We start from the raw sequence: 13,421 nt of genomic DNA on the forward strand, positions 1-13,421 counted from the left end.
GTTACGGGAGTTGACGCCTCGTAAACTCCCGGAAACGCCCCACGGACGACCCCGTCCGCCCAGCGGTCACGACGGCTCGCGCGCCAAGGAAGGTCCCGGCGCGCCGCGCGGGCGGCTGTCCCTCGGCGTCACCGCACCGGCAGGTGGTAGGCGATGCGGTACCGGTCGGCCGGGACCACGACGTCGGCCGTCTCCACGGCCCGCCCCGAGGCGTAGTACGTCCGCTCCACGACCATCACCACGTGCCCCGGGACGCCGCCGAGCGCGAGGAGCTCCTCCGCGAGCCCCGGGCGGGCGCCGACCTCCTCCACCACGTTGTCCACGACCACGTCGATCGCCGCCATCCGCTCCACCACCCCGCAGCCTCCGAGCGGCCCCTCCTCGGGCAGCATCACGGGCGTCCGACCCGTGACCGCGAGCGGCTCCCAGGAGGTGGAGAGCATCATCGGCTCGCCCGCGTCCCGGTACACGTAACGCGTGCGCATCACGCGCTCGCCGGGCTCGATGCCGAGCCGTGCGGCCACCGTGGCGCTCGCGCGGTCCTGCTCACTGCTGGACTCCCACGTGCCGCGCGCCCCCTCGGCCGCCTGCTCCTGCCGGAAGGGGTTGGCCCCGGACGGCGGCCGGTATCCGGAGCGGGCGATCGGGCGCGGCACCGGCCGCTCCCGGACGTACGTCCCCGAACCGGAGCGGCCCTCGACGAGCCCCTCGGCCATCAGCACCTTGCGGGCCTCCAGGGCCACGGTGTCCGAGACTCCGTACTCCTCACGAATGCGGGCCTGCGAGGGGAGACGGGTATGCGGCGGAAGCGAGCCGTTGGCGATCTTCTTCCGGAGATCGCTCGCCACGCGCAAATAGGCGGGCTGCTCACCGAACGTCACAGGACACTCCCCTCAGGTTGACGGACAGCTACAGATTGACAACCCTCGGTGGCCGCCCGCAAGCATGGGCCAAAGTTTCACCCGAAGTGATGACTTGCCTTTACGTCTGCGCTTACCGCAGGTATGGACGCCCCGCCTCTTGACGCGAATGGTCCAGACCAATAGCTTCCTGTGCGCACCGCTGAGCACCGCTCCCTTCCGGCACACGCACAGGAAACGAGCCTCATGCGCCGAACAACCCTTGCCCGGCTGACGATCGCCGCCCTCTCCCTCGGCCTCGTGGCCGGCCTCGCCCCCGCCGCGGGCGCCGACCCCGCGTCCTCGCACCAGGAAACCGACCGCGCGCCGCACCACGCGGCGTACAAGCGGGTCGGCTACTTCACCCAATGGGGCGTCTACGGACGGAACTTCCAGGTCAAGGACCTGGACGCCAGTGGCACGGCGGCCAAACTCAGCCACATCAACTACGCCTTCGGCAACGTGAGTCCGGACGGAAAGTGCTTCACCGGCAACGTGCCCGGCGAGGCCGACGCGTGGGCCGACTACGTACGCCCGCTCGACGCGGCGGGGTCGGTGGACGGTGTCGCCGACACCGCCGAGCAGCCCCTCGCCGGCAACTTCAACCAGCTGCGCGAACTCAAGGCGAAACACCCGGGCCTCAAGGTCCTGATCTCGCTCGGCGGTTGGAGCTGGTCCACCCACTTCTCCGACGCGGCCCGCACCCCCGCCTCCCGCAAGGCCCTCGTCGCCTCCTGCATCGACCTCTACATCAAGGGCAACCTGCCCACCGACGGCGCCCGTGGCGGCGCGGGAGCCGCCGCGGGTCTCTTCGACGGCATCGACCTCGACTGGGAGTGGCCGGGCTCCGCGGGCGACACCGACACCGTGTTCCGCCCCGAGGACAAGCAGAACTTCACCGCGCTCGTACGGGAGTTCCGCACGCAGCTCGACGCGTACGCGACGTCGCAGCAGCGGAACCAGCGCGGCGGCAAGCGCACGCACTACGAGCTGACCGCCTTCGTCCCCACCGCGCCCGCCAAGATCGACGCGGGCTTCGAAGTCCCCAAGATCATGCGGGACCTCGACTTCGTGAACCTCCAGGGCTACGACTTCCACGGCTCCTGGGAGTCCACGACGGCGCAGCAGTCCGCGCTCTTCGCCAAGTCCGGCGACTTCAGCGTCGACCAGACCGTGAACGACTGGCTGCGGCGCGGCGCGCCCGCCCGCAAGCTCGTGGTGGGCATGCCGTTCTACGGCCAGGGCTGGACGGGCGTCACGGGCGGCGGCAACGGACTCGGGCGACCCGCGACCGGCCCCGCCCCGGCCACCTGGGCGAACGGTTACGAGGACTACAAGGCGCTGAGGAAGCTCGCGGACTCGGGGACGTACACGGTGCACCGCGACTGGCGGAACGGCCACGCCTGGCTCTTCGACGGCACGACCATGTGGACGTACGACGACCCGTGGGTCCTGCGCACCAAGTCGGCGTACGTGCGGGCGAAGGGGCTCGGCGGCGCGATGTTCTGGTCGCTGGACGGGGACACCCCCGACGGCGAACTGATCACGGCCGTCGACCGCGTCCTCGGCCGCCGCTAGCGGACGACGGCGCTCACCGGTACCGCTCCAGGCATGACGACGGGGCCGGGACTCCAGGAAGGAGTCCCGGCCCCGTCACGCGCGCGTGCGGCGGGCCGCGCGCATCCCCCGATCAGGCCGAGGAATCGGGGACTCGGGGATCGGCCCGAGGGATCAGGCTCGGGGATCAGGCCGAGGAATCGGACTCGGGCGAGGACGGGGTCGCCGCCAGCTTCAGGGTCGCGCGGACCTTGGACTCCGAGTCCCAGAAGGTGTCCGCGTACGCCTGGTCGTAGTGCTCCCAGAAGACGTCCTCGTCGGCCGACTTCGCCAGCTTGTCCCACTGCTTCGCGGACGCGTCCAGCTCCTTGACGAGCTTGGGCACCTCGGACGTGGTGGCCGCCGGCCAGGAGTGGTTCTTCAGCCCCCGGCTCGCGGTGGTGAGGGCGTCGTGGACCTTCCCCGCCCAGGCCTTGTTGGCAGCCAGGGCCTCGTCCGCGTCGTCCTCCGGCTCCTCGCCGAGGACGTCGTCGATCCGGCTCATGGTGGTGAGGAAGTGGAGCTGGTCGGCGTCGAGGGTGGTCTTGTCGGCGCGCAGCGACCTCTTCATCGGTTCGCCGCCGTCGACGACGAACGCGCAGGTCACGGCGCGGTCGCCGAGCCGCCAGCTGTCGCCGCTCGGCATGTAGTAGAAGTCGTAGACCTCCTCGGGGAAGGCCCAGCTGTCGAGCGCGTACGCGTTGCCGATGTCGCCGCAGCGCTTCGTGGCGATGTCGTCGATGGACGACTCGCCCGGCCACTTGGAGAAGCCGGTGAGCTTGAAGCCGCCGGTGACCTCGCCCTCGTGCGGCTGCTCGCAGTCGACGACCTCGACGTCCGCGGTCTCCGCCTCCAGTTCGCCGTCGACGTTGTAGCACTGGCCCGTACGCAGCGAGAACGTCGAATCCGACCGCGCCGCCTCGTCCATGCCCTTCTGGAAGTCGCGCCACGCGTCGCCCAAGGCTCCGGAGACGAGACCGACGACCAGGAGGAGGCAGCTGAGGGACGACAGGACGATGCCGGCGATGGCGAGTCCCTTGCCCGTCTGGTTCCTCTTCTTGATCTGCGGCAGGGCGATCAGGCCGAGGACCAGGCCGAGGGGCGGCAGGCAGCAGACGACACCGGAGACGAGAGAGGCGATGGCCATCCCGTTGGTCGTGGGCTGCTGCGGCATCCCGTAGGGGCCGAGGCCCGGGCCGGCGGCACCGGGCCCGTAGGGCCCGTACGGGCCGTAGGGGGCGGAGGTGTACGGGCCGGGGGTCGGGGGGACCCCGGGGCCGCCCGGAGCCGGCGGGATCGCCCCCGGAGCCGTCGGAATCGCGCCGGGAGCCGTCGGAACCCCAGGAGCCGCCCACGCCGCCGAGGCCGCCGACGCCGCCGGCGGGCCGGTCGGGTCCGACGGCTCGGGGGCGGGCCAGCCCTGGCGGGGCGGCTGGGAATCCTGGGGCGGCGGGGAGGGCTCCACGAGTACGGTGCTCCTGTAGGCGGGCGGGCGGTACGAACATGCGATCGGGCGGGCGCATCGTACGTGGTCAAGGGGCGGGGACGGTACACGAATGGCATCCACGACGACCGAAGGAGCGGGGAGCGCGGCTCTGCAAGGCCTCGCCGTCAATCCGGCCGCCCCCGTCGACATCCTCCTGCGGCTGCTCGAACCGCCCTACGAGGCGGCCTGGTCGTCCCTCTGCCGGTGGCGCCGGGAACTGCCCCCGGAGGTCGTCGAGGCGATCGTCGCGCATCCGGCGCCACGCGCGCGTGGCGCGCTGGCCCGCAACCCCCATGTGCCCGGCGAGGTGCGCGGGCGGGTCGTGGACGACGAACACTGGCTCGTCCGGACGTGCCTGGCGGACGGCCCGGGACAGGACGTCTGGCCGCGTCACCTGCCCGACCACGTGATCGAGCGGATGTACGCGACGTACGACGGACAGGAACTCCAGTCGGTGGACTTCTCCCGCCAGGTTCCCTTCCGCTTCCGCGTCGGCGCGGCGACCCACCCCGACCCCGTGATCCGCGTGTACGGCGCCGGTGCCTGGCGCCACCTGTCCGAGGAACGCAGAGCCGCCCTGCTCGCCGACCCGGACGCCTCCGTGCGCGCCGCCGCCGAGCGGATGGCCGCCCACGTCGCGGCGGAGGACGACGCCGAGGAGATGAAGCGGCAGCTCCGCGTGCTGCCCGGGAGCCGCTCGCACGCCCACAGCCACATCCTCGTCAACTGCCGCCTCTCCCGGGCCGTCGTCGACGAGCTGCTCCAGGAACGGGAGGACGACGACCTCTGGTGCCTCGCGCACAACTACAGCACCCCGCCGGACGTCGTCGCGCTCGTCGCCCGCGTCGCCGACGCCAGGACGCGCCGCGAGGTCGCGTGGCGGGCGGACCTCCCCCGCGACCTGGTGGACCTCCTCGCGCGGGACCCGGACCCCGGCGTCCGTACCGCCATCTCCGTACGCCCCGAGCTGACCGAGGACGAGCGGGCGGCCATCGCCTACGTCGTGGACCCGCACGAGGTCGTCCAGGTGGGCCAGGACCCCTACGGGGCGCCCCTCGCGCACGCCCGGTCGGCGCACCCCCTGCTGCGCCGCCGTGTCGCCCACAACCCGGAGCTGCCCCCCGAACTCGTCGCGCTCCTCGCCGCCGACGAGGACCTGGGCGTACGGATCATCCTCGCGCAGCACCACCCCGAGGCGCCCGGCGAACTGCTCCTGCGCTGCTACCTGGAGTACACCGGGAGGAACCGCGACCGGCTCCTCGGCCTCCCGCGCTTCCCGGTCGCCGGGCTGGCGGACCGCTTCGGGACCGCCGAGGGCCCCGCCGTACGCCTGCTGGCCACGCTCGACCCGGAGGCGGACCCGGTCCTCGTCGACGCGCTCACGCGCGATCCGGACGCACGCGTGCGTGCGGGGGCGGCCCGTAACCCCGCGCTCCCGCGAGAGCGGCTTCTTCAACTCGTTGAAGAAGGGGAGTTGGTGCAGGCGGCGGCCGCCAACCCGGCCCTCCCCAGGAAGACCATGGACGCGCTGCTGGACTCCCACGCAGCCGTCCCCTCCCCCTGACACGACCAAGGGGCGGTCGCCGAGACCGGCGACCGCCCCTCACTCAACCCTTACGGTTCAGAACTCCGCACTGCCTCAGAACTGCAGCGCCCAGGAGTCGATCTTTCCGGTGTCGTACCGCGCGTTGTCGCTGACCCGCAGCTTCCACGTGCCGTTCGCGACCTCGGAGGAGGCGTTGACCGTGTACGTGGTGTTGATGTTGTCGGCGCTGCCGCCCGTGCCGTACCCCTTCAGCGTGTAGGCCGTGCCGTCGGGGGCGATCAGCTGGACCTGAAGGTCACCGATGTAGGTGTGAACGATGTTCACGGGCACCTGGAGGGCGGCGGGGGCGTTGCCCGTGACGCCGCTGACGGTGACCGGGGACTCGACGGTCGTGTTGTCGGCGATGGCGTAGTCCGCGGTGTTCTCGAACTTCTTGCCGGGCGGCGGGGTGGTGCCGCCGCCACCGACGAAGAGCAGCCGGTTCGGCGAGCCGGTGCCGGGGTTGCCGACGACGTTCGGGGTGGCGGCGCCGGTCAGGGCCGTCGCCACCTGGGCCGGCGTGGACGACGGGTTGTCCGCGAGGTAGACGGCGGCGGCGCCCGCGACGTGCGGGGTGGCCATCGACGTACCGGAGATGGTGTTGGTGGCGCTGTCGCTGCTGTTCCAGGCCGAGGTGATGGAGGAGCCCGGGGCGAAGATGTCCAGCACGCTGCCGTAGTTGGAGAAGCTGGAGCGGGCGTCGGTGTTGGTCGTGGAGCCGACCGTGATGGCCTCGGAGACCCGCGCCGGGGAGTAGTTGGAGGCGTTGGAGTTGTCGTTGCCCGCCGCCACGGCGTAGGTGACGCCGGAGGCGATCGAGTTGCGCACGGCCGTGTCGAGGGCGGAGTCGACGCCACCGCCGAGGCTCATGTTGGCGACGGCCGGCTTCACGGCGTTCTGGGTCACCCAGTCGATGCCGGCGACGACCTGCGCGGTCGTGCCGGAGCCCTGGTTGTTGAGGACGCGGACGCCGACGATCTTGGCCTTCTTGGCGACACCGTAGGCGGATCCGGCGACGGTGCCGGCCACGTGCGTGCCGTGGCCGTGGCCGTCCTGGGCGACGTTGTCGTTGTCGACGGCGTCGTAGCCGTTGAAGGCCCGGCCGCCGAAGTCGCTGTGGGAGATGCGCACACCGGTGTCGATGATGTACGCCGTGACGCCCTGGCCCGCGGTGTCCGGGTAGGTGTAGCTCTGGTTCAGCGGGAGGGCCCGCTGGTCGACGCGGTCCAGGCCCCAGGACGGCGGGGAGGGCTGCGTGCCGTCGACCGTGAAGACACGGTTCTGCACGACGGACGCGACCGACGGGTCGCCGGCGAGCTTCTTCGCCTGCGCCTCGGAGAGCTCGACGTTGTAGCCGTTGAGCGCCGCGGTGTACGTCTTCTTGATCTTCGCGCCGTGCTTGGCCGCGACCGCCCGGCCCTTGGAGGTCTCCGCGGGGGCGGACTCCTTCAGGGTGACGATGTAGCTGCCGTCGATCGTCCCGGGGGCTCCGGCGTTCTGGATCACGCCCTCGGGGGCGGCCTCGGCGGCGGTGGCCGGGAAGGTGGCGGCGGTGCCGAGAGCGAGGGCGGCGACGGCTATGGCACTGGCGGCGGCGAGTCTGCGCCGTGAGTCACGCATCACTGACATGTGAGGGGTCCTCCTCATTGGTGGTGCGTTGCTGTGGGGGTATGGCAGGCACATGACAAAGCGGCATGAGGTGTCCTCGCCGTTTCGTACATCCGGCTGCCGAGCGAAAGATTGACGGATCCATAGGAATCACACAAGAGTCCCGAACGCCTCGTCACGCGTGTGCCACACAGCTGACATCCTGAGGCGCATGACGGCCTACGTGTGCCCCCGATGCCGGATTCACTCCCCCGCCGACGCCCTCACCTGGTGCTGTCCGCGGTGCGGGGGCCCGTGGGACCTCGAATTCACGAGCGCACCCGTTTCCCTCACGTCCCTTGCGTCACGCGTGAATTCATTGTGGCGTTACAAGGAGGCGCTGCCTCTGGCGACGGGCTCACCGGAGGTGACCCTCGGAGAAGGCCGCACCCCGCTGGTCCCTCTGAGCGAGGACATCTCGGCCAAACTCGACTTCCTCATGCCGACGTTGTCCTTCAAAGACCGGGGCGCGGTCATGCTGGCCGAACTCGCGCGCCGGCTCTCCCCGCGCCGCGTCCTCGCCGACAGCAGCGGCAACGCGGGCACGGCGATCGCCGCCTACTGCGCGCGGGCGGGCCTCCACTGCGAGGTGTACGTACCTGAGGGCACGTCGACCAAGAAGCTGGAGCAGATCCGGGCCCACGGAGCACGGCTGACCGTCGTGCCCGGCGACCGCGAGGCGACGGCACGAGCGGCCCGCGCGGCGGCCGACGAGCCGGGCACCTTCTACGCCTCGCACGTCTACAACCCGCACTTCCTGCACGGCACGAAGACGTACGTGTACGAACTCTGGGAGGACCTCGGCGGCCGACTCCCGGACACCCTCGTCCTCCCGGTCGGCAACGGCACGCTCCTGCTGGGCGCGGCCCTGGCCATCGAGGAGCTGTACGGCCACGGCCTCATCGCCGGGCGCCCGGCGCTGATCGCCGTACAGGCGGAGGCGGTAGCTCCGCTGGCCGAGGCGTTCGCGTCGGGCGCGGACGAACTACCGGCTCCTGTGCGGATCCGCCCCACCCTCGCGGAGGGCATCGCGATCCCGAACCCCCCGCGCGCCGCCCAGATCCTGCGGGCGGTACGGGCGACGGGCGGCACCTTCCTGACGGTGCCGGAGAACCAGCTCCACACCGCCCAGGTCGACCTGGCCCGCCGAGGCCTCTTCGTCGAACCGACGGCCGCAGCCTGCTGGGCAGCCGCACGCGCGACCCCACCCCGCCCGGGACTGACGGTGCTGCCGCTCTGCGGGGCGGGGGCGAAGACGGGGGTGGGTGGGGGGTTGTGAGTGGCGGGTGCCTGACCCTGTTCACCCGAGATCGGCGGGCACACGGCCCATCCCTTCACCCCACTGCCGCTGGAGCCGTACGACCCGATTCGTAACCGCCCCGTGTGCGACGAGGCGCGGGGCACCCGAGAGGGATGGCCCGCGCGCGGGTTGTTCCGCCGGCCCTTCGTCCCGCCGGCCGCCTCAGTCCACTGCCTCCGTGGTGCCGTCCGGATGGATGAGGAGGTGGATGGCGCCGCCGTACCGGTCGTCGGTGATGGACGCCGGGGCCGGGGCGCCGAACTGCTGGGCGCGCTGTTGGAGAATCGAGATGACGACCTCCTGGATGTCGCCGTACGGCGGCGCGGTGACGGGAACGCCGTCGACCAGGCCCGCGTTGGGCGAGAAGATGCGGACTTCGGCCGCCGGGGGCGTGGGCTGCACGACTCGGATCCTTTCAGGAGTGCGCGGCGAGGTCGCCGGGCGACGGAGCGTCGAAGGAGTGGCCCGAGTGGTCGCGAGGGCCGGAGTGTTCCCTGGACTCCAAGGATCCCACGGATGCGAGGGAATCCGCGTTCCCCCTGAGCCCCACTGTTCCGACGGACTCCATGGCGTACGTACCCCGGGAAACACGCCGCAGCCGCCCGGACTTGACCATGGCGGACAGCAGGTTGCTGATGGACTTCGCCGACTCCTGGAACACCTCGGGAGGCAGGGCGAGCAGGACGTCGCGGGCGGTGAACGGGCCGGGGAAGGAGACGACCACACGGTCCACCGCCTGGCGCAGGCTCGTCGTGGGCGGCAGGGCGCGGACGACCGCATCCCTGGCGTCTCTGGAGTCCCCGCCGGCGACGGCGCGCAGGCGCGGCACGGGTGACGTCAGGCCACCCTCGTACGCCTGTATGCGCGCGCCGAGTTCGCGCAGCGAGACACGGATCTCCCCCAGCGTCGCGGTCTTGGCGGCGCCGTCGTTCTCCTTGCGCTCCGTGCTGTCCAGGACGGACATGACGGACTCGATGCGGACGATCGACTCCGAGACGCGGCGCAGCAGGGGCTCGAAGAGGTCCTGGCGCAGGGCGGTGATCGGGTCGCTGGTGGCGAGCTCGACGCTGACCGAGCCGACGAGCCCGGTGTCCGCCGGGAGTCGGGGCGCGTCGTCGGCGCACTCCGCGCGCCAGGTCTCCAGGCAGCGGCGCGCGCGGCGGCACGCCTCGGCCAGCTCCGGGGTCAGTCCGGCGGCCGGCACGTGCGCCAGCATGCCGGCGAGCTGCTCGGTCGCTTCGACGGCGGGAAGCGCGGCGTGCAGCAGCGGCGTGAGGACGGCCTTCTGCACGGCGAGAACGGGATCATCGAGAGGGAAGGTGATCCGTTCGCCTGCCGGAACCGCCATGGATACCTCTGCTACGTGGTGTGTCTTCTGGGGTGGGATCGCGGGCAGCCGTGGGCCGGGCCGGGCCGCCCGGCGCGCGGGCTGGGTCCCAAGCTGGCTTTTTTGCCTGGGGGCGAACGCCTCTAGTACGGCGTCGAGTTCGGCTCCCCGGCGCCGGAGGTCGACGGGCTCGGTCAGGTCGCCGTGCGGGGTGCCGATGCCGAGCTGACGGCGGATGAGCCGCCGATCCTGCTCGGTGGTCCCGGCGAGGTACCCGCCCGGATCGGGGCGGAGCACGGCGTCACGCAGGCACTCCTGCTGGAGCGGGCAGGAGGCGCAGAGCTGCCGGGCCGCGTGGGCCAGCGCCTGGGCGCGCCGACCCTGGAGCGGCAACTCGGCAGCGGCGACGGGCGGGTTCTCCAGAAGGGGATGGCGGAAGATGTCCGGTCGGCGTCGGCAGGGGAGGGACGCGGCGGCCGCGGCGGTGGATATGGGCGGTGCGGGACGAGTCCTGCGAGCGGTTGTGACCATGAAAGTGCCCCCCGTGGCATTTTTTGATACCTGGGGACTCTAGAGCAGCGCAAATGGCGACCGCAAAGTTGTTCCAACCTGTAACCAAGTCGCCGAAAAGCTCTCTGAACTTCCATCAGTTCTACGAACCATTCACTTCGGTGTCACCCGAGGACCGCCGGAACCGCCCCGCCAGCCGCCGCGCGAAGCGCCCCACGGCGGCTCCCCCGCCGCCCCGGAACATGAGCACCGCGACGACGCCGGCAAACCCGAGCGGCACGGCGACCTCGGGAACGACGGTCCCGACCCCGGCCGCCACAAGGATCACGACGTCGGCGAGCACGACGGTGAGCCCGCGCCGCCCGGGATGCTCCTTGACCATCCAGGCCCCGAGCAGCGCCATGCCGGCGAGCGCCCAGGACCCGAACACGGCCTGACCGCTGAGCCAGCTGTCCGCGACGCCCCGGGCGATGTCCCCGACGGCCGCGAAGTACCCGGCGAACGCGGCGGTCAGGACGGTCGACCCGAACGCCAGCAGCAGTTGCCCACGACGCCGCAGCAGGAACACGAGCAGTCCGAGCGCGAGCAGCGCGCAGATCGTGATGAACGAGCTCATGCTGGAGGAGGCGAGGATGAAGAGCGTGTACGCCCCCGCGAGCCCGAAGACGAGCCTGGGCAGCAGCTTGACTGCCCAGGCATCACTCTTCTCCTGCCGCACCAGCCGACGCATGGCCCCGACGACCGAGTCGGTGCGAGTCATGGGACGTCCCTCCTAGCGGGGCATACGGTTGTCGTCCCCCGGCGGCCGCTGCGGGGGCAACTGGGGCGGCTGCGGCTGAACAGGCTGCTGCGTCACTGGCTGCTGCGCAGGCTGCACCCGCTGCGGCTTGGGCGCCGCGGCCTGAGGCGTCGGCTGCTGCGGCGCGGGGGTCGGCGTGGCCGCCGGGGGCGGAGTGGTACCGCCTTGGCTGACGCGACCGCTACGGCGGGGGGCCTTCTCGGCGGTCGACGCCTCGGTGGTGGTGTTGTCGCCCTTCGGGTCGCCCGTGTACTTGGCGTACTGCTCCTCCTGAACCGCCTTGGCCTGATGGGCGCTCTTCCGCTGCTGGCGCTTGGAGTTGTTCTGCGCGATCCAGCCGCCCTTCTGGAGGCGACCCTCGTTCCACTTCTTGTCCGCACCGCGGGCGGCGTACCCGGCGCCCTTCCCGGCGGCCCCTGCCGCGACCCGCCCGGTGGACTTGGCCGCACCGGCGCCCATACGTCCTGCCGACCCCACGAGGGAACCGGCCTTGCTGGCGACGACACCCGGCATGTCCCCGACACCCAGATTGGCGGCGCCGGCTATCTGCGGGCCGAACTCCCCGGAGATGAGCTTCTTGAGCATCATCACGACGGCAACGGTGACAAGAAGAAGCATGAGGAGCTGCATGCCCAGCGGGATCCGAGCGGGCAGGATCATCTGGTACAGCACGAGCAGGATGGTGAGGATGACTCCGAAGCCTGCCCGCAGCACAAAACTGTGGATGAAGGTCTGCAGCCAGCCCTTCAGCAGCTTCTGCTGGGAGGGGTGGATACCGAGCGTGGCGACCAGCGGGAGCAGGATGATGAGGATCAGGGTCACGGCGTGCCAGAGCAGCGTGAGGGCGCTGAGCACGATGACCATGATGCCGACGATGAGGGCGGCGATCAGGGAGTAGAAGGCGAGCCCGACCCGGCCGCCGGCGTTGTGCCCGGCCCAGTCGCCGAAGGGGACCGGGTAGATGCTCTGGTCCTTGGGAAGTTCGTCCTCGTCCGGGATGTCGTCCCTCTCACCACCCGCGATGTCCATGCGGATGGGCATCCAATGTGATTCCTCCTTGCTTCCTGACTTCGCTTCGCCCTTCCTCGGGTACCGGTCATAGTTGGTCGTGGACTGCGCCACGGCTTGCTTCACCCGGAGGTCGTCGCAGCGCGCACCTCGGCCGTAGTCGCACTCACCGCTGCTCGACTCGCACGCGCCCTTGTTGAGCTTGGCGCCACCGTTCTCGCGGAAAATGCAGTTCGTGCCGTTCTCGCCGAACTGTCCCAGGGCCCACGGCCGGAAGGCGAGAGTGTCGTACATCGCGCAGCTCGACGCACGAAGCCCGCGGTTCTTCGACTCCGTTTCCGCGAGGTCGCAGGGCGACTGCATTTTTCCGGAGACACCCGCGAGGGCCGCCTCCGCCAGCAGCGAGTTGAAGTTCGCGATGCCGGCGTCCGCCTGGTCGATGACCTTGTGGTAGTTGCTTTTCTCGCCGCCACCGGCGAGAAGGGTGACGACAGCGATCGTCGTCAGACAGGCCCACCCGACTCCGGACCAGACCTCGCGCATCTGCTGCGCACGCCACTTCGTGAACACCCAGATGCCCGTGAGCATGATCATGACCGGCACGGCCGGGATGAAGACGTTCTTCTGCAGCGTCGTCACAGCATCGTTGCGTCCCTCGTACAGGCCTCGGAGGGGGCTCGGGTTGGACGCCAGTTCCTTGATGGAGACGGCGGCACGCGTGAGGATCTTCGTCCCGTTGAAGACCATGTTCGCCACGCCGTTGTTGACGAAGTCCATGACTGAACAGTCGTCGGCGCCGCTGCCATCGGTGCCGTCGGGGACCGAGGCGTCCATCCGGCTCTTGAAGGTCGTCGTCCAGTTGAGACCCCGCATGCCGTTGATCTCGTAGAACGTGTACCGGTCGGGGCTGTTGGGCAGTTTGACCGCCCCAGTAACCATGCCCCTCGTGTCGTTGATGTCCTCGCCGGTCTGGCCCGTGTCCTCCCACTGGTTGACCGCGGGAATGATGGACTCACCGCTCGCACCCGGGCTGTCGTGGCTGTAGCCGTCGTCTCCGGTGATCTTGCAGCTCAGGTTGAGGTCGATGGCCTGCGCCGTGTTCGGGACGGAGAACGTCAGCGCGACCAGCGCGAAGACGAGGAACAGGCCGACTCTGACGATTCGCCCGGCACCGCGCACCAGCCTGCCCGGCGAACGGGGAACGGTACGGGTTCCGCGTGACATGGCCCTACGGCGCACGGATATCGGTTTCCTTCCGGGGGTC

Annotated in this window: 10 protein-coding genes; 3 read left to right on the plus strand and 7 right to left on the minus strand. The window is 70.7% G+C overall.

Annotation, left to right across the window (positions count from 1 at the left end; all coding sequences use genetic code 11):
• Window positions 1-128: 128 nt before the first annotated feature.
• Window positions 129-881, minus strand: a complete 753-nt coding sequence (locus ACWF79_RS08600) for a GntR family transcriptional regulator (RefSeq protein WP_453727304.1) — start codon at window positions 879-881, stop codon at window positions 129-131.
• Window positions 882-1,106: 225 nt separating this feature from the next.
• On the opposite strand from ACWF79_RS08600, the gene ACWF79_RS08605 reads away from it, so the two are divergent.
• Window positions 1,107-2,477: a glycoside hydrolase family 18 protein gene (locus ACWF79_RS08605; RefSeq protein ID WP_453727305.1), complete on the plus strand. Its 1,371-nt coding sequence runs from the start codon at window positions 1,107-1,109 to the stop codon at window positions 2,475-2,477.
• Between the two features lie 166 nt (window positions 2,478-2,643).
• Here ACWF79_RS08605 and ACWF79_RS08610 read toward each other — a convergent pair whose 3' ends face one another.
• Window positions 2,644-3,960 (minus strand): DUF4190 domain-containing protein, encoded by a 1,317-nt coding sequence (locus ACWF79_RS08610; protein ID WP_453727306.1) that lies wholly within the window; start codon window positions 3,958-3,960, stop codon window positions 2,644-2,646.
• 91 nt (window positions 3,961-4,051) lie between these two features.
• On the opposite strand from ACWF79_RS08610, the gene ACWF79_RS08615 reads away from it, so the two are divergent.
• Entirely contained in the window at window positions 4,052-5,545 is a 1,494-nt protein-coding gene (locus ACWF79_RS08615; protein WP_453727307.1) for a translation initiation factor 2, read from the plus strand.
• A 75-nt stretch (window positions 5,546-5,620) separates the two neighbouring features.
• Here ACWF79_RS08615 and ACWF79_RS08620 read toward each other — a convergent pair whose 3' ends face one another.
• The gene (locus tag ACWF79_RS08620; protein ID WP_453727308.1) at window positions 5,621-7,195 is read right to left on the minus strand and encodes a S8 family peptidase; all 1,575 of its coding nucleotides are present in this window, start codon (window positions 7,193-7,195) and stop codon (window positions 5,621-5,623) included.
• A gap of 190 nt (window positions 7,196-7,385) precedes the next feature.
• On the opposite strand from ACWF79_RS08620, the gene ACWF79_RS08625 reads away from it, so the two are divergent.
• A complete protein-coding gene (locus ACWF79_RS08625; protein ID WP_453727309.1) occupies window positions 7,386-8,492 on the plus strand; it encodes a threonine synthase in 1,107 nt (368 codons plus the stop codon).
• A 183-nt stretch (window positions 8,493-8,675) separates the two neighbouring features.
• Here the strand turns inward: ACWF79_RS08625 and ACWF79_RS08630 are convergent, their stop codons facing one another.
• The 4 genes from ACWF79_RS08630 to ACWF79_RS08645 all read right to left on the minus strand — a co-directional run bounded on the left by ACWF79_RS08630 (window position 8,676) and on the right by ACWF79_RS08645 (window position 13,381).
• Window positions 8,676-8,915 carry a hypothetical protein gene (locus ACWF79_RS08630; RefSeq protein WP_453727310.1) on the minus strand — a complete coding sequence of 80 codons (240 nt, stop codon included), beginning with the start codon at window positions 8,913-8,915 and terminating at the stop codon, window positions 8,676-8,678.
• Between the two features lie 13 nt (window positions 8,916-8,928).
• Window positions 8,929-10,371, minus strand: a complete 1,443-nt coding sequence (locus tag ACWF79_RS08635) for a WhiB family transcriptional regulator (RefSeq protein WP_453727311.1) — start codon at window positions 10,369-10,371, stop codon at window positions 8,929-8,931.
• 121 nt (window positions 10,372-10,492) lie between these two features.
• Window positions 10,493-11,110: a hypothetical protein gene (locus ACWF79_RS08640; protein ID WP_453727312.1), complete on the minus strand. Its 618-nt coding sequence runs from the start codon at window positions 11,108-11,110 to the stop codon at window positions 10,493-10,495.
• Window positions 11,111-11,122: 12 nt separating this feature from the next.
• Window positions 11,123-13,381, minus strand: coding sequence for a hypothetical protein (locus ACWF79_RS08645; RefSeq protein WP_453727313.1), 2,259 nt, complete (start codon window positions 13,379-13,381; stop codon window positions 11,123-11,125).
• Window positions 13,382-13,421 lie beyond the last annotated feature (40 nt).

Source organism: Streptomyces sp. NPDC054975 (genome assembly GCF_053609105.1).